The sequence below is a fragment of the Alteromonas sp. S015 genome (genome assembly GCF_036864485.1).
In the GTDB taxonomy this organism is placed as follows: domain Bacteria; phylum Pseudomonadota; class Gammaproteobacteria; order Enterobacterales; family Alteromonadaceae; genus Alteromonas.
The window spans coordinates 267,024-289,780 of the sequence record NZ_JAZETO010000004.1; the positions used below are offsets into that span (position 1 = coordinate 267,024).

Here is a 22,757-nt window from a genome sequence, read left to right on the forward strand (position 1 = left end):
TTGTCAATATTAAGCCCAGTAACCTGTTACTGGGCTTTTTCATGCGTTAAGCAATGACCTTATGTTCTTCTTCGCCAGTGGCTAATACCTTGCCTGAAAACTACATACGTAAAACCGGTTAATTTAGAAACGATTAACCCTGTAAGGTAGTTGAACTGTTTGTCATTCGGCTCTAGTATTTTTGTAACATAATTTCATTAAGTAAAAACGAGAATGCGCCATGTATCACCGCCAAACTGCATTATCTATTTCACGCTCTGCGTTTGTTTCAGCGTTGGCTTTTTACGCGCTTTCTATGTCAACGGTATCTGCAGATACACTGTCAGTTGAAAGTGACAAAGCCTCGGCTAACGCAGAGACGTCTGTATCATCAGCACAACCTGATACTGTGTCTTGCCCAGCGGTATTTCACAACGTTGCAATTATCAACGATGCCACACACTGCCAGCAATTTGAGACACAAATGCCTGCTGCATTTGTCTATCACAGCAAACAAAAACCTGACGATATAGTCGCTTTTTACCAAGCCAATATGTCGGCACTAGCCGTTCACGCACCAGTTAATCAGCGCACCCTTCTCACCTCTGAAAACAACCATACTCGCATTGTAATTTCACCAGATAATACAGGTGCACAAGTCGACATTCTTGTCACCCCAAAGCCTAGTGTCCAATAAAATCCGTTGACTGATTAACGGTCTAGCACAACATTTTAATTGCGTGTTAATGAACATATAAAACTGGCATCTGCTTTGCAAAATCATTCATAGACCCCCCTTGGTTTAATCATAGCGTCATTTTTATGACGCTACTTTTGACAGATATTTGCGAGGATTATGATGGAATTGGCAATTATTTTAATGATGTTACTTATTGTCGTTGCACTGGGTGCCATAAAGTTGTCAGACGGTGGTGTCGCATTTCCATTCAGGCGAAAGCCGCAACTGTTCACTCCAGTTGAACACTCTTTTTTAAACCTTATCGAACAGGCTATGGGGAGAGAGTTTCGCATTGTGTGTCGTGTACGCCTTAACGATTTAGTGGCGGTTCGCCAGTCTGCAAGTAAAAAAACAGTAAGCCAAGCCATAAGCAGAGCTTCTAGCAGGCAACTCGACTTTGTATTAGTAGACAAGCATGACATGAGCCCAGTCCTTGCTATCGACTTAGTTCATAGCCAAGGCAAAGAAGGCTATAAATCGCAAAAAGACTGGTTTGTATCCGGTGCGCTTGATGCTGCGGGCCTTCCTCATGCAAGAATTAAGGTGAAGTCTGGTTACACCGTTGATGATATCCGCGAGTGTTTAGAAAACAAACTTATTCCCTACCGACGCATACAGCAAAAAATGGCGCAGTTGCCAACGCATAACCCAGAGCCACCTAAGCGCCCTACTCGTCCAATACGCTCAAGCAGACCTGCGGCCGCTTAATCTGTAAGGCACACTTCCCCTGGCCTTTGTTGCTTTGCTGTTTTCTTACTCTCAAATAGCGGTAACAAAGGCATTTTTCTGTCAGTTTCTCTGTTTTCCTTATACAATTGGTGCATTCAACTGCGTATTCACGCGTTAAACTCCCTTAACACCGTCGGTATAGTTATGAAAAAAATTGGTATTTTAGGTGCAATGGACGAAGAAGTTGCGCTACTTAAAGCGTCGCTTAGGAATGTAAAAGAAACTCAGTGGAAGCACCTCACATTTTACGAAGGCACACTTAACGACATAGAAGTGGTACTCGTAAAATGCGGTATTGGTAAAGTGGCTGCAGCAATTGCCACTACTGTGCTTATTGAGCAGTATGCTCCTGATGCGGTTGTTAATACCGGTTCGGCAGGAGGTTTCGACAAGAATTTAAATATTGGTGATTTAGTGATCGCCAGCCACGTTATTCACCACGATGCTAATTTAACCCATTTTGGTTACAAGCTAGGTCAATGTGCGGGTATGCCTGAAGACTTCCGTTGTGATACTACCTTGATGGAAGCGGCACGCAACGCTGCGGCAGGCATTACATCGCTGCAATCGACGTCGGGTTTAATTTGTACCGGTGACGCATTTATTGGTAGTGATGAGGCTGTTGCAGAATTACGTGAAAACTTCCCAGATATGAAAGCAGTTGAAATGGAAGGCGCCGCTATAGGCCAAACGTGTCATATGCTCGACACACCTTTTCTTGTAATTCGCTCTTTGTCTGATATTGCGGGGAAAACATCGTCGGTGAGCTTCAAGGAATATTTAGACACCGCCGCGAAGCACTCAGCGCAACTTGTAATGGCAATGATTAAGGCCCTCGCAAAATAAGATGGCAGAGGTAGTTAGCGACCCGCGATACCAGTCGCTATTCGTACTTTGGTTGGCTATCGCCGTTGATGCATTATGGCGCTGGCCCCAAAGTACTCACCCACTAACACTTATGCGTTACCTCGTTCAGCAAATGGGGCGTAAAGTGGTGCCTTCCCGTGACTACGGGCGGTCTCAACACTACATTTCAGGCTCGTTAGCCGTATTAGTCCTTTTGACACCACTGGTAATATGCGTTGCAATCTTGGTGTATATGGCCCAGTACCCCGTCTTTTTTGAGACACTTATCCTTGTCGCACTTCTCGATTATGGTTACCAGCGCCAACAGTATAAAAAGGTGCTGGCAAGCGTAGGAAGAAACAAGAAATCCCTTGCTCGTGAAATGGTACAAACCATAACCGCACGACAATGCAATTCACTTACCGACATAGGAATTGCTAAAGCTGCCATAGAATCCCTGTGGCTCAAATTTCTTTATCTTTATTGCGGAGTGATTTTTTATTTTGTAGTAGCAGGCCCCATAGGCGCGCTCGTTTATCGGTTACTTTTGCTCACATCTTGGCAGTGGCATTATCGAACCCCTGCAATGACATTCTTTGCCAAACCCGTACGCAAACTGGTTTATACGCTCACTCTGCCACCTGCGGCAATTGGTGGGGTGATAACACTGCTAGTTAGCCATCCTATTAAGGGGTTTCAGGCCGTAAAGCGCTCGCCGGTAAAAGATAAAACGTCATTGCTACTTGCCCTTATGGGCGGAATACTTGATGTAAAACTCGGTGGCCCAGCGATTTATTCAAACAAAAAAATTCGATACCCTCGAGTCGGCGGAGTAAACGAGGTGAAATATTCTCACATGTTAGCGGCAAAAAGTATTGTCACTCACGCTATGATAGCGGTTACCGCCCTCGCATCGTTAACTATGCTGGCATTGGCGGTCGTATTATGAAAACAGCAGGCACGATGAAAACGCTTTTTTTAGTAGCTGTATGCTATGTACCTCTTTTCACATTTGCTAATTCAATGTCTGTTGTCGAAACAACGCACCTTGCCAATGCAAATAAATTTAGTTCTCCCGATGTAGCATCTAGCTCGATATCAAACGCATTAGCAAATTCTACCGACCTAAAAATCGTCAGTCTTGCGCCCCATCTAACCGAATGGGCATTTAGTTTAGGCTTAGGTTCTAACCTCGTGGGTGTAAGCGACTATAGTGACTATCCAGAAGCGGCGAAAAGCATTGAGCGCGTGGCAGATTTTCAAGGTGCTGATATCGCCACTATTGTGGCATTAGAACCTGATTTAATTCTTGCTTGGGATGGAGGCAATAAGCCTCAAGATATCAATAAGCTTTCCTCCATGGGACTAAACGTCTTTAACAGTAAGGTTGAAAGTATTGCCGATATTGCCAGCGAAATTAACAGGCTTGGGGCACTTACAAATACGCAAGAGCAGGCGACCCAGCTCTCCAATGATTTTCTCAACGAACTAGCCGAGCTTCGAAGTAAATACGACAAATCCTCGCTTATACCAGTATTTTATTATTCGTGGACTGCTCCACTTATGACCATCGGTCCCAACGCGTGGGGTAACAAGCTATTGAATGTATGCGGTGCACAAACACTCTTTCCAGACAGTCCCGTAGACTATCCTAAAGTCGCGACGAAAGATGTACTTACTCGCCAGCCTCGTGTACTCATTGCAGCATCTAAAAGTACACCTTCGGAGCTTGAGGTGTTTTGGCGTGCTCATCGCTTTTTTCTCAAGGCCCCTCTGATTGTCGTAGATCCAGACGTCACTAGTCGCTTTTCACTGCGATTAATAAATGAACTAAAAGTGCTCTGTAAAGGTATTAAAGAAAACGCATAAGCGTTATACTTAAGTCTAGACCTGCTGGGTAGTCTCCAATCTATACACACTGACTTGGCCCACTTTAAGCGCCTTCGTGTAACACAGTAATGGCAGGCCCTAAAATTAAATAAAAAGGTAAGAGTTTTTATTCATGCGGATTGTTGTTGCGGGATTTCTAGTTGTTGTCAGTGTTGCATTATTTGTGTCGCTTCAATGCACAGCGAAGGCGACCGCGCAAGCCTCAGTGGCCGCATCACCTTATCTTATCGAGCGGGTTGCGAACAACGACTGGCTTCTTATTGATGTCCGTTCTCCTCAAGAGTTCGCGGATGGTCACATTCCTGGCGCAGTAAATATGCCCCATGAAAATATCAATGACTACCTTAGCAAATTAGAAGGCCACAAAAACAAACCTATTATCATTTATTGTCGTTCAGGCAGAAGAGCCAAACTGGCAATGAAAGTATTGGAAGAACTCGATTTTTCTGAAGTCATGCATTTAGAAGGCGATATGTTAGGCTGGAGTGCCGCTGGCATGACAGTTGACCGAATGTAGACTCAATATTCCGCCTTCTCCTTCGTATTAGTCTTTGGCACTAAAGATGTTGTAAGTTCAACCTCTTGGCTGATTACTGTGTGTAACTAATCCCCTGTGGTACACTCTTTTTACTCGACGATTGTATGAAACACCCATGAAAATAGATATTGCTACTCCGGCCATGTTATTTCCAGCGATTTCTTTATTGCTACTAGCCTATACCAATCGCTTTTTAACGCTTGCAACTATTATCCGAAACTTTTCAAAAGAAGAGAGAGATGAGAATACTCAAGCACAAATAAAAAACCTTCGATTACGTATTCAACTTATTAAGCGAATGCAAATAGCAGGTGTGGGTAGTTTTTTTCTTTGTGTAGTATCCATGCTAGCGATATACCTAACCTATCAACAGGTAGGAAACTGGGTGTTTGCTGCAAGTTTAGTATCACTTCTGTATTCACTATGGATGTCGGTAAGAGAAATATTGATATCAGTTGAAGCCCTAGATGTGCACCTTGACGGGATGAAAAACACCCCACACAAAGAAAAAGTATGAAATCTGCAAATCATTTAAATCACATAATTCACAGTGATATCAGCTACGCGTCACTAGCGCCTGAGTTTTTTGCAGGGGTAATAACCCTTGGCAATTTTGTACACGGAGATAACTACCTAACCAATGAGCTGCTTGCTGATTACTATGCAAAGAGCTTTGTTGGCAATACCAATGCTAGCTGGGTGGCACTACACAAACAAAAGGTTGTTGGTTTCAGGCTAACCTTTGCGCATACGCAATGGGAAGTAGATGAGTGGTGCACTCCTTCACATTGGCCCTTAAATCCAAACACCGTATGTTATTTCAAATGCAATACTGTAGACCCCGCCATGCAGGGCTGTGGAATTGGCAGTGCACTATTAAATAAGTCGATTGAATGTGCAAGAGCTCAGGGTGCGGAAGCAGGTTTAGCTCATATTTGGTTGGCAAGCCCGGGCAACAGTGCATTTAAATACTTCACTAAAAATGGGGGGCAACTTATCAAGAAACACCCCAACAAGTAGCGCTACGCATCTATTCACGAAGGCTACGACTGCCCTGTTTGTCACGGTTATTGCGAATGTGAAGGTGCAGAAATGCTACTTCAATTCTAAGCTCTCCCGACTTCACAACATTTTATTCTATGACCTACGATCCACTTATTTCTCGCGGCGTTTCATCAATGTTACCGGTCGCAAACAGCTACTGGCACGCCACGCATAAACCATCAACACTGCCACCTTTAAACAGAAAGATAAATACTGAATACTTAGTCATCGGCGGTGGCTATACCGGCCTTTCCGCCGCAATTACACTTGCTCAAGCTAAGCAGGACGTCACCCTGCTTGATGCGAATTCACCGGGGTTTGGCTGTGCGGGTCGTAACGGGGGCTTTATCCTCTCGGGTAGCGGCCGACTAAGCTTAAGCGCAATAGAGGACAAGTGGGGTCGTGAAATCGCCAAAGCTATGCAGGACGAGTTTGATGGCGCAGTACATCTGCTTAAACAACGTATTGCAGACTTTGATATGCAGGTCGATTTAGCAGAAGGATCATATTTAAAACTGGCGCATAACATAAAGCAAGCCGAACTACTCTGTGCCAGAGCGAAGCATCTTGCGTCACACTTCAACGTACCGAGCGCTTTGCTTAGTGAAAAAGACCTTACTACGCGCTTTGGTATTGAAGGGGCGTATGGTGGCGTTGAGCAAAAGGGTGCATGCTTACACCCATTAAAATTAGTAAGCGAATATGCAAGAGTAGCAAAGGAGCTTGGCGCAACGCTTTTTTACGACTCGCCAGCCATTCGCATTGAAAAGCACAAAACAGGCTATTTTGTTACAACACCCAGTGGTTCAGTCTCTGCCAGGCATATACTAATTGCCACTAATGCTTATACTCCTAAACGCTTTCATGACAGCGTGGACAATAAGCAATTCCCCGTTCAGTCGAGCATTTTTGTTACTGCGCCAATGAGTCACGAACAGCGCGCAAAGTCTGGCCTCACTACGCCGATGAGTTTTATGGATACACGAATGATGAAATACTACTACCGTGTGCTGCCAGACGGCCGATTATTATTTGGTGGTCGTGGTGCTGTAAAAGGTAAAGATGCCCATAACGCTTCAGAGAAACAGCGCCTATATCGCGCCATGGTAAAAAGTTTCCCTTCACTTAGCGGTATAGCCATGGACTATTTTTGGAGTGGTTGGGTAAGCGTATCTTTAGACAGCATGCCGCGGATTTTTATCGACAATGAGACTAGCGGCAACAATTCAAACCGCTCTGAAGGCAATATCGGTTATGCCATGGGATATTGCGGCTCAGGTGTTTCCTTTGCAGCCTTTGCAGGGCAACGACTCGCTCAACTTATGATGGGTACCCATGACGTCGATTTATCGCTTCCCCTTTATCGTTCTCCTTTGAAAACCTACCCCTTTGCGAAAGTAAGAAGGTTGACGCTGCATGGCTTGTACCAATGGGCGAAAATTGCAGAACGCTAGTAATGGTTATGATTCACGATACACCTTAACGGTAAGCATTGCATACTGACTATAAATTAGGCTATTTTAGGTATCTATTCTTTGACGGAGTCACCTCATGTCATATATCGATGCCTTTGCTGTAGCCGTTCCCACTGAAAATAAAGCGTTATACATTGAGCACGCCAAACTCACCGGCGATATTTTTAAAGAGTATGGTGCGACTAAAATACTCGAAGCTTGGGGTGACGATGTCCCTGAAGGGGAAGTCACGTCTTTTCCACTGGCTGTTAAAGCCAAAGAAAATGAAACCGTGGTGTTCTCTATTGCATTTTGGCCTTCAAAAGAAGAGCGTGACACTGCGTGGCAAAAAGTGATGGAAGATCCTAGAATGCAGCAAAACGAAAAAACCATGCCTTTTGACGGTAAACGCCTTATTTATGGGGGCTTCGCTCCTATTCTTGAATTATAAAAAGCAAAAAAGCCCGCTTAACTAAGCGGGCTTCCAAAAACTATCAGAAAAACATTAGGCTAGCGTAATACGCGCAAACTTGCGTTTACCCACCTGATACACGTTTTCACCTTTTTCGGTGATTACTAAGCGGGTGTCTTCCACTTTATCGCCGTTAATTTTAACTGCGCCTTGCTTAATCATGCGCATAGCATCTGAAGTCGAACCTACAAGGTTAGCTTCTTTCAACAAATTACCAATGGCAATACCCTCATCGCTCAATGCAATTTCAAGCTCGGGCATGTCGTCAGGAATAGCATTTTTCTGGAAACGTTGAATAAAGTCTTGATGCGCACCTTCTGCCGCTGCGTCGTCATGGAAACGAGCGATGATTTCTTTTGCCAACATGATTTTAATATCACGCGGGTTTTCACCGCCTTCAACGCGCGCTTTAAGCTCTGCTATCTCTTCTAACGGACGGAAGCTTATAAGGTCATAGTAACGCCACATCAAATCATCAGAAATAGACATCACTTTACCAAACATATCGTTTGGCGCATCTGTAATACCAATGTAGTTGTTCAAAGACTTAGACATCTTCTGAACACCGTCTAAGCCTTCAAGTAGCGGAACCATCACAATTGACTGCTGCTTTTGGCCTTGCTCTTTTTGAAGCTCACGGCCCATTAGCAAGTTGAAACGCTGGTCAGTACCGCCCATTTCAACGTCTGACTCAAGGGCTACCGAGTCCCATCCTTGCACCAGTGGATATAGGAATTCGTGGATAGCAATAGGCTGGCCGTTGTTATAACGCTTTTTAAAGTCGTCACGCTCAAGCATACGTGCAACGGTCTGACTAGCCGCAAGTTTAATCATGCCTGCCGCGCCAAGGCCATCCATCCACTCTGAGTTAAAGCGTATTTCCGTTTTATCCTCATCAAGGATCTTGAACACCTGTTCTTGATACGTTTTCGCGTTCTCTAATACCTGTTCTTTACTTAAAGGCTTGCGTGTTACATTTTTACCTGTAGGATCGCCAATTAGGCCAGTAAAATCGCCAATAAGAAAAACAACCTTGTGGCCTAGTTGCTGGAATGTACGCAGCTTGTTGATCAACACAGTGTGACCAAGATGCAGATCAGGCGCAGTTGGATCAAAACCCGCTTTGATGGTTAGGGTTTTGCCGGATTTTAGTTTTTCAATTAAATCCTCTTCGGGGAGTATTTCATCAACGCCCCGTTTAATCTCAGCTAGCGCTGTTTGCCAATCTTTCATTTGTACGTCACACTCTTAAAAAAAACTGTATATTCAATATTGGCGGGCATTTTACGCGTACAACGGAACCATTAAAAGGTTTGCGCGTCAAAAAACGGATTACAAACAGTCATGTTGTTAAACCCAACAGCTTTTAAAGTGAAATTAGAGAACTGAATTAACGTGGACTGTATTCAGTAAACTCAAGAGAGATAGTCTTCATGATAAGAGCTATTGGGCGTAACAATTTGCGCTAACAATATAATGAGAAAAGTTGCATTTTTGAGCAACGTATGTGAAATAGTGTTGTGCACATAACATTTCTCAGGTGGGCAGTAGTATGAGAAAGAAATTAGACGCTTCTAAAGCGCTTAGTTTATTTAAGAAATTACCGAAACAGCACAGAACAGGGTTAGCCGTTGCTAGCTTATTTCTGGGTGGGCTTATTCTTTTTCCGAGTGAACCGGTGGAAGCTAGCCGTCATCAAGAGGCGCACATTCTGGATGCGGGTGTCCGCTATCCGGTGGAGCTCCATATTGCACCGTCAACCAACGTTTTTTCGGGTGAAGAAGAGTCTTCGTGGCAGACGTATAAAGTACGTAGCGGCGATACACTAGCAAAATTATTTAAGCGCGCAGGTTTTACGTCCCGCGACGTTTATAACGTTACCCAAGCGGGTGAATTAACGAAAACGCTGGTTACTTTATTGCCTGGTGATGAACTATCGTTTAAAGCGAATAAAGACGGCAGCTTCGGCGAGCTAAAGTACAAATTATCTTCAACAGAAACGCTATTTGTACGTCCAGAATCGTCGGATGAGAACAGCGCCTTAACCGCTGAGCTTGAAAAGCGAGATGTGGACATTCGCTACAATTTTGCACAAGGTGAAATTCACTCAAGCTTTTGGAACGCCGCTAGTGATGCTGGTTTAACTAGTAACCAAATTATGAATCTAGCGGGTATTTTCGGCTGGGATATCGACTTCGCCATTGAGATCCGTTCTGGTGATACGTTTAACGTAGTATTCGAAGAGCAATACATTGACGGTGAATTTGTGGGTTACGGCGACATCGTAGCAGCGGAATTTACCAACCAAGGCGAGCATTTTAGCGCTATTCTTCACGAAGATGGCACCTACTACACGCCTGAAGGGCGCAGTATGCGTAAGAGCTTCTTACGTGCGCCGGTGAATTTTAGATATGTAAGCTCTAACTTCACAAAAGCTCGCTTCCACCCAGTGCAAAAGCGTTGGAAAGCGCACCGCGGTACAGATTATGTTGCAGCTGTTGGCACGCCAATTATGGCTGCGGGTGACGGTAAAGTTATTAAAGCTGGATACGATAAATATAACGGTCACCATGTTTTCATTCAGCATGGCGAGAAATACACGACCAAATATCTTCACTTTAAAAAACGTGCAGTGAAAGTGGGAGATACGGTTAAGCAAGGGCAAACCGTAGGCTATTTGGGTAGTTCAGGAATGGTTACTGGCGCCCATCTTCACTATGAGTTTTTAGTGGATGGTGTTCACAGAAACCCTCGCACGGTAGAGCTGCCGAAGGCGCTTCCCATTGCTAAGGAAGAGAAAGAAAGGTTTATGGAAATTGCCGCAATACGCCAAGAGCAGCTAGATAATAACAAGCGCATTATGCTTGCGATGAAATAGCGACGTCTAGATGGCAAAATATATTGGCCTGATGTCAGGTACTAGCATGGACGGCGTCGACGCCGTCCTGTGCGACATCTCGCAAACGTCTTGCACCACCCTCGCCGCCCATTCAATCCCTTATTCTGCCGAATTACTTACTGCACTCAATGCACTTTGTAGTGAAGGTCCAGACGAGCTAAATAGTTTGGCCATCGCTGATAGACTGGTTGCTGAAACCTTTGCAAAGGTCACCTTAGCGCTGCTTGAGAAAAACAACCTACGTCCCTCGGATATTTCGGCTATTGGCTCGCACGGCCAAACCGTACGTCACCACCCGAATTCCGATGTATTATCAGCACACTTCGCAGAATCATCCATACGCGGCTTCACCTGTCAGATAGGCGATCCTAATACCATCGCTGTTCTTACCGGCATTGATGTTATTGCCGACTTTAGGCGCAAAGATATTGCCCTTGGTGGTCAGGGTGCTCCCTTAGTTCCTGCTTTTCACAATGCAGTATTTGCCAGTGATGATAAATACCGAGCACTCGTTAACATTGGCGGTATAGCAAACGTTTCACTGCTTGCGCCAAAACAAGATGCTTCTCCACCTAAAGGGTTTGATACCGGACCAGGTAACACCTTGATGGATCAGTGGATAAGCCTTCATTTAAATAAAAGCTTTGATAAAGACGGAGCATGGGCGGCGTCAGGGCATTGTCACTCAGGTCTGTTAGACAGGCTCTTACTGGATGATTACTTTGCATTGCCTGCGCCTAAAAGTACTGGCAGAGAGCATTTCAATATCAATTGGTTAAGCAATGCGCTTGCCGATTACTTCCCTTCTAGTGCAGAGCTACAAAGCGAAGAAAAGAACAATAATTTAGCCCCTAAAGACGTGCAAGCAACCCTACTTTCGCTAACAGGTAGCACTATCGCTAAGGAAATTGTAAAGCATTTACCTAAAACCAATCATGAAGGTGCAAAAAGCGAAGTTGTAGTGTGCGGCGGTGGCGCTTTTAATAAGGCGCTCATGAACTATCTAAGCAATGCGTTATGCGATTATGAAATAGCAGATAGTCATACACTTGGCGTTCACCCACAGCACGTTGAAGGCGCAGCTTTTGCGTGGTTTGCACATGCATATATGAATGATATTCCAGGCAATGTGCCTGCTGTCACAGGGGCTTCGAAAGCCACGGTACTCGGAGCGTTATATAAAAAAGCATAAAAAGGGCGAAAAAACATCGCCCTCAAACGGCTTTTTGGCTCAGTCTATAAATGCCACTTCACCACTTTAACTTGCTGAAACAAACATATTCGCCATCACCAGTACCAACGCGTACCCCACACTATAGGCGGCAAGAAGAAGCAACACGAATTTGCCGTATTTGGCAAACGTCAGGCCCTTTACCTTACTCATGGTAACAATACCTGCTGATGAGCCGATAATAAGTAACGAGCCCCCCACTCCTACTGCATACGTGAACGCCATCCACTCGGCTGTCGACATGGCAATGTCCGCTTTTAACAGCGCAGCAGTTAATGGCACATTATCTATCATGGAAGACAACACCCCCATCACAAAGTTGGCCCCTGTTGAAGGCATTACGCTATATACATGTAAAAGTGCGCCTAATGCGTCAATGTGATCGAGCATACCGACAAGCAGCAACACCCCAAGGAAAAACAGCAGCGTGTCAAATTCTATTAGGCGAATATAGTCCAAGATAGGATCATCATATTTTTCTTCTCCCATAAAGGTTGCGACTAAGAACATAACCGCCATACCCGCTAAAAACGACAGCATAGGTGGGATGGCAAAAAGTACATTGGCAATTAACGTCAGCACAATGGTAGATAAGAATATTCCCGCAATAACGTAATCAACTCGCCTAAGTTCATGACGTGTTTTTTTTATCTTAACCTCCCCCTTCATACCTATACTCAACAGTAACGCTAGAAATAGTACTGCTGTGAATGAAGGAATAATGAGTAAGAGCAGCTGAGTTATAGTGACCTTATCATCCAAGAAAATCATAAGAGTGGTGACATCCCCGGTTATTAGTGACACGCCCCCAGAATTCACCGCAAATACCACCAGCACGGCAAATCGCATGGTTTGGTTGAAGGGCAAACCCAAGGATAACACCATGGCAATAGAGACCAAGGTCGCTGTGATGTTGTCAGCTAGCGAGGAGAAGCAAAAACTAAAAATAGCGGTAAAGAATATGAGTTTTTTGAGGGTTATTTTTTGCGGCATGATGATGTTTAACATGTTTTCAATCATACCTTTGCGGTTAAGGTAAGCAACGAAAGTCATTGCCGCTACAAGGAATAACCAAAGGGTGGATATTTCGCTTATGTTTTCTATAAGGTGTTCATTGAGCTGTGCTAGGTGAGGGCCTCTATTCGCATCTATGAAAAGAAGGATCCATGCGAATGTTCCGAAAAATAATGTGGTTTTGGCTTTATTCACATGTAGCACTTCTTCAAATACCACACCCAATAATGCCATTACCGCTATGCCAATGAGCACATAGTCCAGCATACGTTTTACTCCCAAATTGTCAGGGGTGAATTATACGATTGCTGTTCATGCCTTAGCAGGTGTTCTGCGCCATACAGGGCGAAAAATCAGTCATATTCAACATGCACTAAACTAATGAAAATACGGTGAAAAAATGCTGTTAACTAATTGAGTGTATTCCTAAAAAAAGTGGAATACATAACGTGTTCAATATACAAAAAAGGGGCAGTGATAAAATCACTGACCCCGTAGACGTTACTTCAGAAATACTATTTAGCTATTCCCATTTCCATCTTTTTAAGGGCATCCGCGTTTATACCGGACTGAGGCTTAGCACTGCTCTTTTTAGCGCGCATATCGAAATAGCCATAGCCACCTACAAGCAAGAAGCAGATAGCTGGAACTAAATATGACACAACAACACCTGCGCTATCGATAATGGCCGCTTGGAACAGCGGCATAATGGCACCGCCGAGAATCGCCATCACTAGGCCTGCTGCGCCTAGTTTGATGTCTTCACCCAGACCTTCAAGCGCAATGCCGTAAATCGTAGGGAACATTAACGACAAACAGGCAGAGATAGATACCAATGCGATTACGCCTGCTAAATTAGGAGACTGTGTCATGAAAATACATAACATCATGGCAATCAATGACATGATCATTAATAGTCTAGCTGGATAGAAGTACTGCATTGCCCATGTCATCACGAAGCGAGAAATGAGAAAGACAATCATGCTGTATTGTAAAATTTCACCTCCACTCACTTCGTTGCCACCCGTCGCTTTCATTGCATATTGGATGGTGAAGGTCCACACGCACGTTTGTGCTCCGACATTAAAAAATTGAGCCAATACGCCAAACCGGTAATGCCTGTTGGCAACTAACCGCTTAAGCGAAGCGCCCAACTTAACGTCTTCCACACTAGACTCAACCGATTCTTGAATTGGCACTTTATTTAGGAAGATAGCAACCCAAACCAAAACTAGTACGCATGCCATACCTACATAAGGAAGCATTACCGCATCAAGCTCAGCTCCTATCACGTCTTTAAGCTCGCTTACCGACATGGCGGCACGCTCTTGTGCAGATGCCTGATTCAGGTTAGGCAATATTAGCGTTGCAGCCAAAAACACACCTAAATTAGTACCAACGGGATTAAATGCTTGAGCTAGATTTAAACGGCGTGTCGCGCTTTTTTGATTTCCCATCGCCATGACGTAAGGGTTCGCCGACGTTTCAAGAATGGATAAGCCACCAGCCAATACAAAAAGTGCAGCAAGGAAAAAGCCGTAAGTCATGGTTTGACTGGCTGGATAGAACAGGAATGCTCCCGCGGCTGCGCAGCCCAGCCCGGTCAATACACCTGTTTTATATGAAAAGCGCTTGTTGATAAAAGCAGCAGGAATGGCTAAGCAAAAATACGCGCCATAATAAGCAAATTGCACCAATGCCGATTGCAAAGCCGACATAGTAAAAATTTTACTAAATACTTTTACCAAAGGGTCTGTCATATTCGCAGCCACACCCCATGCAGCAAAGCAAATCGTTAACAATACAAAGGGAATCAATGTGTCTTTGGAAACCAAAGGGGCGTTGTTTTTCATAAGAACGGCCTTTCGCTTGTAAAAAATTAGTTAACCAATTTAAGCACTGCTCTTTACCGCTGTCAATAAATCAATTTAATTTACTTATTTAGAATTTCGTTAAAAATTAAACTTTATATGTAGAGCACCTTTAACAAATCACTCGTACTCTACCTAAAGCGAGAAATATGAGCACAAAAAAGCGCATAACAGTCAATAAGATAGCATTAGAGACAACCTTATTCTCTAGTTCTCTAGCTCCTCGATATACTCTCAACGCCCCCGCCATTCCATTAACGGAAAACACACAACTCTAGAAAAAGAAATAAATAAACAAGGTTGATTTAATTGAAAAGGTTAGTTAGATTTCGTTCAAAACAAGCATATGTTAACGCGTTGTAACGTTAGCCAACTCTGATTTATCTCGCGTCAACAAGGAGTTAGTAACAAAAGCGTAGATATCATCAGTCACATGCTCGTAGCACGCTGTGGTTGATAAACATTTTTAATTGAGAGAATAATGATGAAAACACCTACAGCTACCCGTTGCCTTTCTGGATATAAGACAGGCTTGCAAGCAGCGCTCCTCGCAAGCACCGCTATTATTACCGCCAGTGCGTCGGCATCACAAAGTAAGTTTCAAAACGCGTTTGATTTTCAAGCAAGTTATACGGGTGAGTCAGCCATCAATATTGACGGTGGTGAACGCAGAGGCAGTGCCTATGCGGGTCAGCTCTTTGTAGGCGGGGAATTAGATTTAAATACGTTAGCGGGCTGGAAACACACCAAAATCCATATTGCCATGACAAATCGACATGGCAAAAACTTAGCAGAGCACTACATTGGGAACAGCACGTCTGTACAAGAAATCTTTGGCGGCCAAAATACCCGTCTTGCACGGTTTACTATTTCTTCCACGTTTTTAGATGGCGATTTAGAACTAGAAGGTGGCCGCACAGTAGCGAATATCAGCTTTTTAGGCTCTGAACTTTGTCAGTACTTTCAAACCAATGCTGCTTGTGGAAACCCAACCTTTGTATTTAGAACCAGTAACTTTACGTGGTGGCCGGTTTCGAGTTGGGGTGGTCATGCGAAATACTGGCTTTCGCCAAAAACATACTTTCATACTGGCGTTTACGAAGATAACACCAGTCATCAAGACTTAGGCGATCACGGCTTCGATTGGGCAACTAATGAGGCTACTGGTGTTGTTATCCCCTTCACTCTGGGATATCACACTACGTGGGACAATGACGAACTGCCAAGACGCTATGAAATTGGCGGTTGGTACGATAGCGCAGACTACACCGACCCTGTCTTTGATGAGGAGGGCAACTATGCGGCGCAGTCAGGCAATGATTACGCTGTTAGAAAAGACCGCTCGGGTATATTCGCACGTTTTGAACAAACCGTTACTCGTCCTAACCCACTGACGAAAGAAGGGTTAACACTATTCGGTGCAGTGCTAACCGGTACATCGGGCGAGTTGATCGAAGACTACTATATAAAAGCAGGATTTGTATTACGCGGCACACTGACGTCTCGCCCTGACGATACCATTGGCTTTGTTTTTACCCGCCAACAGTATAGCGATGAAGCGCTAGAGGATCAGCGTATACTTAGATCTTTTAACGGCGGGTTTGGTACACCGGCGAGCAGCCAAACTATGTTAGAGCTTAGTTACGGTTTCCAATTTAATGACCACGTAAGAATTCAGCCAAACGTCCATTATATCATCAACCCCGACCAGTTTGCAAAGCGCGACAGAGTTATAGCAGTTGATGACGCTATTGTTCTAGGCTTAAGGTTCGACGTAAATCTAGCGGCTTTAATACTTAACTAATACCAATCCAACTCCTCGCTATTTCTGTATTCACTACTATCTTATGGCGCTACGAGCTCCAATACGCTTAGCGCTTCAACAACAATCTATTCCACGTTGAATAAGGATTATGAATGACAGACTCAGTACTTTTTAGTTCGTTTGATTGGGCAGGCAATACATTGCAAAACCGCATGGTATTAGCACCTATGACAAGGGGTAGAGCGGGCGCCGATCGCATACCAAACAAAATTATGGGCGATCACTATGTACAGCGTGCAGATGCAGGGCTGATTATTACTGAAGCAACGGCCATTTCAGAAGAAGGCATTGGTTGGGTTGACACCCCTGGAATTTATACCGACGCCATGGTTGAGGGCTGGCGCTCGGTGGTCAATCGTGTGCACGAGGCCGGCGGAAAAATCGTTTTACAGCTTTGGCATACAGGGCGCGCGTCGCACAGCGATTTTCACGACGGTAACCTTCCCCTCTCAGCATCGGCAATAAAAATTGAAGGGGATGAAATTCACACACCGAAAGGTAAGAAACCTTACGAAGTACCAAAAGCAATGACCTATGACGATATTAAACGCACTGTCGAAGACTACAAAAAGGCAGCCATCAGCGCAAAGGCAGCAGGGTTTGACGGCGTGGAAGTACATGCGGCTAATGGCTACCTCATTAACCAATTCTTGGATAGTCGCAGCAATCAGCGAAGTGACAATTATGGTGGAAGTGTCGATAACCGGTACCGCTTCTTAGGCGAGGTGATGGACGCAGTATTGAGCGTATGGGCTAAAGAGCACGTAGGTGTCAGGTTGTCGCCAAACGGCGCATTTAACGATATGGGTGCCGATGATTTTCGTGAAACCTTTACCTATGTAGGCCAACAGCTAAATAAACTAGAAATAGGTTATTTACATGTGATGGATGGCTTGGCCTTTGGTTTCCACGAACGTGGCGAAGCCATGACCCTTGCTGAATTTAGGGCGCTATTCGACGGAATGATCATTGGAAACTGTGGCTATACCAAAGAAGAAGCCGAGAAACGTTTATCTGACGGCGATGGTGACATGATTGCTTTTGGAAGACCATGGATCACAAACCCAGACCTTCCTACTCGCTTTAAGCATAACTACCCACTTACGTCATTTGACGATCCGTCTGCTTGGTACGGAGGCGGTGAAGAAGGCTACAACGATTTTGACACATATCGAGAACAAAGCGGAAAAGACGCCATGACATCGCTGACTTAAACTCTATGGGCAGAGCCTACTTCTCTGCCCTTTTCAAAAGCGTTGCTGGCAAAATTACCATGCGCAGCGCTTACGCATTCTTTCAATTGTGAGGGCTAGCTAAACGACTTTTTCTTAGCGGCTAATACGGCAAGCTTTTCTAGACACGACATCCACGCGTAGTTGTGCTGATCGCACTCTTGCTTATTGAGAAAGCCCTGCTGAATGAGCATTAGCCTTGCATTACCCTCTTCGGTCTTTTCGAAGTGAATGTCCACTGATGTCATCACCGACTCTTCCATATCATCTTCCCACGCCCAGGAAAACGACAGCTGCTCGTTCGCTAATATAGTCACATACTCACCAGTTAATGACATTTCAATACCGCTGGGATCCATCATCTTTATGCGATAGCGACCGCCTTCCTTGAAATCACTCATGATTTGTGTGACCGAACAATCACCCGGTGCAAACCACTCACTAAGATATTCAGGCTCGTGAAATGCTGCAAAAACAAAGGGCAATGATGCATCTAGCGTTACATCAATTTTAAACTCGTGCATAAAGTCGCCTTAGATATTCTTTAATGTTAAAGATCTGTATCTATGTTACCTTATAACAAAAGTTAGGCGCTCTAGCGTCATTTACCTTTGCTAAAAATAAAAAAATCCCGAGCCCGCGTAAGGAAAGGCCCGGGAGAAGGAGAACATCCTCAACATTTTTTATCGACAGCCCAATGCAACTTCTTGAGCTAAAAAATTCACCTATGCACCTTTCATCAGTGAATCCATACTGGCTTTACTGCCAAAATGCTGTGAACTTACTCTCTCACTTACCGACAAATACAGACTGTCGATATCGGCATTTGCCATAAACTTTTCACAAAATCCTGGCACGTGAGGCTCAATAAAATGTTTGGCCGCCAACATGAAGTGAGCAATGAGCTGTTTAACGTTGTCGGTACCCATAGCGATACGCATAGTCGTCAGTTCTATCCCTGCTTTTTTCTGCTCTTCGGTACTAAGTTCTGAATGAGACGTCAGCGCTGGGCATAAAATTATCGTATTGTTTTGCCCAATACTCACTTGGTGGCTGAATGCCGGCTCTAGCGCATCGAAGAAACGTACAAATACATCGCGAGGCAAATTTGCTGGCGCCATATCAACAGTGAATAAGGTGCACGGCCAACCGTGTGTATGCTGTTTCTCGCGTAACCCGGCATTACTGTGTTCAGGCAGAGCGTGACAGTTAACGCGAATTTGGTCGTGAGCATTCAAAAATGCAGTAAACACTTGCGTATTGATGACCTTCGTCATCATGCGCTGCTCTAGGGTCTTCATGCCGTTTAGTACATCAAAGGCCTTTTCAGAATCTAAGAACGCGCCTTTAATGTAGTACACATCCCAGAACATGGTCTGTGACCAATCAACACCATTTGCTGAACTGCCTTTTGGCTGGAACATGCGGTGTCCTTCACCAATCACTACACCGGCTGTAGTTGCGCCACTGCCACATAAATCCTTAGTGTAGCTGTGGATCACATAGTCAGGTCGTGCAGCCCTATTTGTATGCTGCAGCGGTTGATGCAAAACAGGCGTGGCAAGCGTTGAATCCAGCATGACTAACGCGTTTTGTGCATGCGCTAGCTCACAGATTCCAGGCACATCCAAGACATAGCCATGAGGGTTACAAGGCGACTCTAAATACACGTGCATTTTTGCCCCGCTATTCAACCGCGACGCATGCTCGGCCTTGGTTTGCTGCATGAATTTAGCAAAGCTCGCAGTGTCGTATCCATCAAACCACGCTATTTGGATATCCATTCGGTTGCTGCGGGCGAAATAATCATGGAGTAGCTGATACACCCCGCCGTACACGTTCCTAGAAACAATAAGTACATCACCATGACTAAGAACATTTGACAAACATGCATCAATTGCCGCCATGCCCGAATTGAAGTTCCACGCTAAATACTCGGCAGCATACGGACCCGCTTCCATGTCAACAATGGCGTTAGCAAGAGAGATATTAGTAGGGTTTAACAGGCGCGAATAAATTTGGTGGGTGAACTCTTTGCCTTGAAACGCGTCATCTACCCATTCAGTACAGGCATACACATAAGTCGCTGTTCTTACCACCACCGGTGTTGCAGAAAAAAGTGCCGTGACATTGTCGAATAGTGGATAGTGCCCTTGCGAGCCATTGCCACTCGACAAACTTTGATACGTGGTACGAAACGGGTTTTGTAACGTGTCTAATATTTTGGCAATTTGAAAAGACAAAAACTTTTTTGCGTTGAAGTAAGCTAATCTGTCTTCTTTGTCGAGTCCTTGCAAGGTATTGCTAGTGATATCCCATAGCTGCATAACGCTGGCTTGAGCACCATATAAGTGATGGGCGGTGCTAGCGAGTGCTCTACCGTAGTCGCTCTCAGCATTTATACCGAAATGAGATAGTTGTTCCTCAACCAAAGCCTGCGTAGTTTCAGCTTGAGTTGTGTTACGCTTTGGTGAGAGCACTTTAGCGCGCGTTACATCAACATCTGTTGAGTTTTGGAATTTGTTTTCTGACTGCATAGCGATTCCGTTGCAAATTGACTTCAGGTGCATGTACATGACACCAAAACTATTTACAAAAATGTAAATCCTAAATCACATTTTTAGAACAATTAGGCCAATGATTGTGCAGTTAGATAGAGGAAAGAAAAGTTTACTTTAGGAGTGTTAAGCGAATGACTGCAAGGGATTCGAAGAAAATTGAGCTAACCATATTAAGCGATGAGGCCAATGAGATTGCCGAAGTACTTCGTCAAAAAATATCAGTTAACGACGAGTTCGTTGGCGCTGATGGCCGCCCGCTTTTAACGCTTAAACAAATTACTCAATGCCCTGAAGATGTTAATTCAGAAACCGTTACGGTACTGCTTGCAGACCCCGACCTTGCGTCTCGAATTATTGATACATGTTCAGCACTCACCTGGTGTCAGTCTACCTGGGCAGGCAATGCTCCCCTTCTAAATGCCGATAAGAAGAACTACATACTTACCGGACTAAAGGGAATTTTTGGTAAGCTAATGAGGGAATATGTTTTTGCTTACTTGCTCGTGTATGCCAGAAACGTAAAGGCATTTGAGCGAAACCAACGCGCCGCTCAGCCCAGATGGGAAGCATCAAAGCGAATGCCGCTAAATGGACAAACTCTGGGTATTGCTGGACTAGGTAGTATTGGTCAGGCGTTAATCCCCGTCGCTAACGTATTTGGTATGAAGGTTGTGGGTTTAACCCGAAGCGGGCAAGCAGTAGAAGGTGCCGATGCTGTTTATACACCCGACACTATCGAAGCGTTTGCCAGAGCATGTGATCACGTGGTTAATTTAATGCCAGACACGCCATCTACACAAAACATACTATCTCACGACTTTTTTAGCGCGCTGAAACCCCACAGTGTATTTATTAACGCAGGGCGAGGCAGTGCGGTTGACGACGATGCGCTCTTGAAAGCGTTAGACAACGGTGCTTTGGCGCATGCAGTATTGGACGTATTTAGTAACGAGCCCCTCGACTCAGCCCATTCGTTTTGGACACACCCCAATATTTCAATAACCGCTCATACTGCCGCGGAATCTCAACCAAGCGACGTAGCTGACGTGTTTTTAGAAAATGCGCTTCGTTATATTAAGGGCGAGTCGCTTAATTACCAGTTTGATTTTAATAAGGGCTATTAATTATATTTCAGCCCTTATTTGAGCTGATTTCAAGTTCAGTAGAGCCTTGATAAGGCCCAAGATGCTTCAGTTAAGTTTCAATCAAGCCTTCTTAACTAAGCTTGTATATAGCCAAACTTAACTACGCGGGTCGGTTGCCGTTATCTCAATGCGGTCGTGATGCTTTTCATGGAACGCCAATAATTGAGGGTAATCCTTCATGTTGTGCAACTCCCGGAAAAGAACCCAATCTATCATGCTGTATAAACAGATTTCTGGGTAGGTCCATCCACTAAAACCACCCGCATCAAGCTGGTCTGCCAGCGCGCTCAATACCGCCTCAATTCGCTCATTTTGAAGCCTGTAATACATTTTGTCTTCGTTGATATCAAAGTCTGAACGTTTAAGTAGCATAAGCTGAACAAACGAATCATTCGCTGCGTCAATTAGAGTGAGTTGATTCTCTTCTTCCCAACTTAAGCCATCATGATCAAGCTTGTCAGCAAGATAACTGTAGATGATCCGAGAATCGAAAATCATTTGGCCGTCGTCTTCAAGACAAGGTACCTTGAGAGTGGGATTACGAGAAGCCAGTAGTTCGCGATCTTCGCCTGAAAAAATTTGAAGATTCAAAAACTCGTGCTCGGTAGAGGCAAGTACCATGCGAATGCGACGTACGTAAGGAGAAGTGGTTGAGCCATACAATTTCATAATCGCTATCCTAAGCTATGAGTTATATTGAAATTAGTGTAGCCGGAATTTAAAAAGAAAAGGAAGTATAACGTTGGAGACAACCGACAGGCATACAAAATGATGCGATGTATGCCTACCGTTTTGACTGCAATCGCTCATTGAAGAACGATTTTACGAATAAACGAAATCGTTTAAACGCTGAAGCTTGCACCACAACCACAGGTGGTTGTGGCATTTGGGTTTTGAACTAAAAACCGTGAACCTTCTAGGCCGTCCACGTAATCAACCACCCCTCCCACTAAATATTGTAGGCTCATTGGGTCGACAACCATAGTTACGCTGTCTTTTTCAATGGTCATATCGCCTTCGTTCACTTTCTCGTCAAATGTGAAACCATATTGGAAGCCTGAGCAGCCACCACCTGTTACGTACACACGTAATTTTAAATCAGGATTTTCTTCTTCTGAAACAAGGGCTTTCACTTTCGCTGCTGCAGCGTCTGAAAACTCAATCGGCAACGCCGTTTCTACAGACATACCCACCTCTACTTTAACCTCGTGCTTACGCACTTTGTGCTTGTTCGCAATTATCTAATACTTGCGGATAGTTAGCAATTATTGGGGCAAAACTTAACGAA

At 44.5% G+C, this 22,757-nt stretch carries 21 protein-coding genes and 1 pseudogene; 15 read left to right on the plus strand and 7 right to left on the minus strand.

Annotated features, from left to right (window positions below):
- Positions 1 to 220 precede the first annotated feature (220 nt).
- The 10 genes and pseudogenes from V7R42_RS09830 to V7R42_RS09875 all read left to right on the plus strand — a co-directional run bounded on the left by V7R42_RS09830 (position 221) and on the right by V7R42_RS09875 (position 7,670).
- Positions 221 to 676, plus strand: coding sequence for a hypothetical protein (locus tag V7R42_RS09830; RefSeq protein WP_334020007.1), 456 nt, complete (start codon positions 221 to 223; stop codon positions 674 to 676).
- 162 nt (positions 677 to 838) lie between these two features.
- Positions 839 to 1,426, plus strand: a complete 588-nt coding sequence (locus V7R42_RS09835; protein ID WP_334020008.1) for a DUF2726 domain-containing protein — start codon at positions 839 to 841, stop codon at positions 1,424 to 1,426.
- Positions 1,427 to 1,591: 165 nt separating this feature from the next.
- Complete coding sequence (locus V7R42_RS09840; protein WP_334020009.1) at positions 1,592 to 2,293, plus strand: 5'-methylthioadenosine/adenosylhomocysteine nucleosidase; 702 nt, start codon at positions 1,592 to 1,594, stop codon at positions 2,291 to 2,293.
- Position 2,294: 1 nt separating this feature from the next.
- Complete coding sequence (locus V7R42_RS09845) at positions 2,295 to 3,242, plus strand: cobalamin biosynthesis protein CobD/CbiB (protein WP_334020010.1); 948 nt, start codon at positions 2,295 to 2,297, stop codon at positions 3,240 to 3,242.
- Positions 3,239 to 4,162 (plus strand): cobalamin-binding protein, encoded by a 924-nt coding sequence (locus tag V7R42_RS09850; protein WP_334020011.1) that lies wholly within the window; start codon positions 3,239 to 3,241, stop codon positions 4,160 to 4,162. The genes V7R42_RS09845 and V7R42_RS09850 overlap by 4 nt, the downstream gene beginning before the upstream one ends.
- Positions 4,163 to 4,295: 133 nt before the next feature.
- Complete coding sequence (locus tag V7R42_RS09855; protein WP_334020012.1) at positions 4,296 to 4,700, plus strand: rhodanese-like domain-containing protein; 405 nt, start codon at positions 4,296 to 4,298, stop codon at positions 4,698 to 4,700.
- Positions 4,701 to 4,836: 136 nt separating this feature from the next.
- The gene (locus tag V7R42_RS09860; protein WP_334020013.1) at positions 4,837 to 5,238 is read left to right on the plus strand and encodes a DUF2721 domain-containing protein; all 402 of its coding nucleotides are present in this window, start codon (positions 4,837 to 4,839) and stop codon (positions 5,236 to 5,238) included.
- Positions 5,235 to 5,831, plus strand: a pseudogene (locus tag V7R42_RS09865) (GNAT family N-acetyltransferase). Before V7R42_RS09860 ends, V7R42_RS09865 begins: the two are co-directional and overlap by 4 nt.
- A 29-nt stretch (positions 5,832 to 5,860) precedes the next feature.
- Positions 5,861 to 7,219 (plus strand): NAD(P)/FAD-dependent oxidoreductase, encoded by a 1,359-nt coding sequence (locus V7R42_RS09870; RefSeq protein ID WP_334020014.1) that lies wholly within the window; start codon positions 5,861 to 5,863, stop codon positions 7,217 to 7,219.
- Between the two features lie 97 nt (positions 7,220 to 7,316).
- Positions 7,317 to 7,670, plus strand: coding sequence for a DUF1428 domain-containing protein (locus V7R42_RS09875; protein ID WP_334020015.1), 354 nt, complete (start codon positions 7,317 to 7,319; stop codon positions 7,668 to 7,670).
- 54 nt (positions 7,671 to 7,724) lie between these two features.
- On the opposite strand, the gene tyrS is transcribed toward V7R42_RS09875, so the two are convergent.
- The gene (gene tyrS, locus V7R42_RS09880) at positions 7,725 to 8,924 is read right to left on the minus strand and encodes a tyrosine--tRNA ligase (RefSeq protein ID WP_334020016.1); all 1,200 of its coding nucleotides are present in this window, start codon (positions 8,922 to 8,924) and stop codon (positions 7,725 to 7,727) included.
- A 319-nt stretch (positions 8,925 to 9,243) separates the two neighbouring features.
- On the opposite strand from tyrS, the gene V7R42_RS09885 reads away from it, so the two are divergent.
- Both V7R42_RS09885 and V7R42_RS09890 read left to right on the plus strand, forming a co-directional pair.
- Entirely contained in the window at positions 9,244 to 10,569 is a 1,326-nt protein-coding gene (locus tag V7R42_RS09885; protein ID WP_334020017.1) for an OapA family protein, read from the plus strand.
- A gap of 10 nt (positions 10,570 to 10,579) precedes the next feature.
- Positions 10,580 to 11,782, plus strand: a complete 1,203-nt coding sequence (locus V7R42_RS09890; protein ID WP_334020018.1) for an anhydro-N-acetylmuramic acid kinase — start codon at positions 10,580 to 10,582, stop codon at positions 11,780 to 11,782.
- A 66-nt stretch (positions 11,783 to 11,848) separates the two neighbouring features.
- On the opposite strand, the gene nhaD is transcribed toward V7R42_RS09890, so the two are convergent.
- Both nhaD and fucP read right to left on the minus strand, forming a co-directional pair.
- A complete protein-coding gene (nhaD, locus tag V7R42_RS09895) occupies positions 11,849 to 13,102 on the minus strand; it encodes a sodium:proton antiporter NhaD (RefSeq protein ID WP_334020019.1) in 1,254 nt (417 codons plus the stop codon).
- A gap of 248 nt (positions 13,103 to 13,350) precedes the next feature.
- Positions 13,351 to 14,688, minus strand: a complete 1,338-nt coding sequence (fucP, locus tag V7R42_RS09900; protein WP_334020020.1) for an L-fucose:H+ symporter permease — start codon at positions 14,686 to 14,688, stop codon at positions 13,351 to 13,353.
- A 499-nt stretch (positions 14,689 to 15,187) separates the two neighbouring features.
- Here fucP and V7R42_RS09905 point away from each other — a divergent pair, with 499 nt between their 5' ends.
- Both V7R42_RS09905 and V7R42_RS09910 read left to right on the plus strand, forming a co-directional pair.
- Entirely contained in the window at positions 15,188 to 16,510 is a 1,323-nt protein-coding gene (locus tag V7R42_RS09905) for a carbohydrate porin (protein WP_438823646.1), read from the plus strand.
- Positions 16,511 to 16,623: 113 nt separating this feature from the next.
- Entirely contained in the window at positions 16,624 to 17,745 is a 1,122-nt protein-coding gene (locus V7R42_RS09910) for an alkene reductase (protein WP_334020022.1), read from the plus strand.
- A gap of 95 nt (positions 17,746 to 17,840) precedes the next feature.
- On the opposite strand, the gene V7R42_RS09915 is transcribed toward V7R42_RS09910, so the two are convergent.
- Together V7R42_RS09915 and V7R42_RS09920 are read right to left on the minus strand one after the other, a co-directional pair.
- Complete coding sequence (locus V7R42_RS09915; protein ID WP_334020023.1) at positions 17,841 to 18,287, minus strand: SRPBCC family protein; 447 nt, start codon at positions 18,285 to 18,287, stop codon at positions 17,841 to 17,843.
- A 201-nt stretch (positions 18,288 to 18,488) separates the two neighbouring features.
- The gene (locus V7R42_RS09920; protein WP_334020024.1) at positions 18,489 to 20,300 is read right to left on the minus strand and encodes a trans-sulfuration enzyme family protein; all 1,812 of its coding nucleotides are present in this window, start codon (positions 20,298 to 20,300) and stop codon (positions 18,489 to 18,491) included.
- A gap of 155 nt (positions 20,301 to 20,455) precedes the next feature.
- Between V7R42_RS09920 and V7R42_RS09925 the strand changes: the two genes are divergently transcribed.
- Positions 20,456 to 21,448, plus strand: coding sequence for a D-2-hydroxyacid dehydrogenase (locus V7R42_RS09925; protein WP_334020025.1), 993 nt, complete (start codon positions 20,456 to 20,458; stop codon positions 21,446 to 21,448).
- A 117-nt stretch (positions 21,449 to 21,565) separates the two neighbouring features.
- Here V7R42_RS09925 and V7R42_RS09930 read toward each other — a convergent pair whose 3' ends face one another.
- Both V7R42_RS09930 and erpA read right to left on the minus strand, forming a co-directional pair.
- Complete coding sequence (locus tag V7R42_RS09930; RefSeq protein WP_334020026.1) at positions 21,566 to 22,138, minus strand: glutathione S-transferase family protein; 573 nt, start codon at positions 22,136 to 22,138, stop codon at positions 21,566 to 21,568.
- Between the two features lie 173 nt (positions 22,139 to 22,311).
- Entirely contained in the window at positions 22,312 to 22,656 is a 345-nt protein-coding gene (gene erpA, locus V7R42_RS09935; protein ID WP_014999403.1) for an iron-sulfur cluster insertion protein ErpA, read from the minus strand.
- Positions 22,657 to 22,757: the final 101 nt, after the last annotated feature.

What these genes read in the sequence shown, in the direction of transcription:
- fucP (WP_334020020.1), bottom strand. Translation starts at nt 14,688, where the DNA reads ATGAAAAACAACGCCCCTTTGGTTTCCAAAGACACATTGATTCCCTTT.
- V7R42_RS09830 (WP_334020007.1), top strand. Translation starts at nt 221, where the DNA reads ATGTATCACCGCCAAACTGCATTATCTATTTCACGCTCTGCGTTTGTT.
- V7R42_RS09930 (WP_334020026.1), bottom strand. Translation starts at nt 22,138, where the DNA reads ATGAAATTGTATGGCTCAACCACTTCTCCTTACGTACGTCGCATTCGC.
- V7R42_RS09845 (WP_334020010.1), top strand. Translation starts at nt 2,295, where the DNA reads ATGGCAGAGGTAGTTAGCGACCCGCGATACCAGTCGCTATTCGTACTT.
- V7R42_RS09835 (WP_334020008.1), top strand. Translation starts at nt 839, where the DNA reads ATGGAATTGGCAATTATTTTAATGATGTTACTTATTGTCGTTGCACTG.
- V7R42_RS09875 (WP_334020015.1), top strand. Translation starts at nt 7,317, where the DNA reads ATGTCATATATCGATGCCTTTGCTGTAGCCGTTCCCACTGAAAATAAA.
- V7R42_RS09840 (WP_334020009.1), top strand. Translation starts at nt 1,592, where the DNA reads ATGAAAAAAATTGGTATTTTAGGTGCAATGGACGAAGAAGTTGCGCTA.
- V7R42_RS09910 (WP_334020022.1), top strand. Translation starts at nt 16,624, where the DNA reads ATGACAGACTCAGTACTTTTTAGTTCGTTTGATTGGGCAGGCAATACA.
- V7R42_RS09860 (WP_334020013.1), top strand. Translation starts at nt 4,837, where the DNA reads ATGAAAATAGATATTGCTACTCCGGCCATGTTATTTCCAGCGATTTCT.
- V7R42_RS09925 (WP_334020025.1), top strand. Translation starts at nt 20,456, where the DNA reads ATGACTGCAAGGGATTCGAAGAAAATTGAGCTAACCATATTAAGCGAT.
- V7R42_RS09915 (WP_334020023.1), bottom strand. Translation starts at nt 18,287, where the DNA reads ATGCACGAGTTTAAAATTGATGTAACGCTAGATGCATCATTGCCCTTT.
- erpA (WP_014999403.1), bottom strand. Translation starts at nt 22,656, where the DNA reads ATGTCTGTAGAAACGGCGTTGCCGATTGAGTTTTCAGACGCTGCAGCA.
- nhaD (WP_334020019.1), bottom strand. Translation starts at nt 13,102, where the DNA reads ATGCTGGACTATGTGCTCATTGGCATAGCGGTAATGGCATTATTGGGT.
- tyrS (WP_334020016.1), bottom strand. Translation starts at nt 8,924, where the DNA reads ATGAAAGATTGGCAAACAGCGCTAGCTGAGATTAAACGGGGCGTTGAT.
- V7R42_RS09885 (WP_334020017.1), top strand. Translation starts at nt 9,244, where the DNA reads ATGAGAAAGAAATTAGACGCTTCTAAAGCGCTTAGTTTATTTAAGAAA.
- V7R42_RS09850 (WP_334020011.1), top strand. Translation starts at nt 3,239, where the DNA reads ATGAAAACAGCAGGCACGATGAAAACGCTTTTTTTAGTAGCTGTATGC.
- V7R42_RS09855 (WP_334020012.1), top strand. Translation starts at nt 4,296, where the DNA reads ATGCGGATTGTTGTTGCGGGATTTCTAGTTGTTGTCAGTGTTGCATTA.
- V7R42_RS09905 (WP_438823646.1), top strand. Translation starts at nt 15,188, where the DNA reads ATGATGAAAACACCTACAGCTACCCGTTGCCTTTCTGGATATAAGACA.
- V7R42_RS09890 (WP_334020018.1), top strand. Translation starts at nt 10,580, where the DNA reads ATGGCAAAATATATTGGCCTGATGTCAGGTACTAGCATGGACGGCGTC.
- V7R42_RS09870 (WP_334020014.1), top strand. Translation starts at nt 5,861, where the DNA reads ATGACCTACGATCCACTTATTTCTCGCGGCGTTTCATCAATGTTACCG.
- V7R42_RS09920 (WP_334020024.1), bottom strand. Translation starts at nt 20,300, where the DNA reads ATGCAGTCAGAAAACAAATTCCAAAACTCAACAGATGTTGATGTAACG.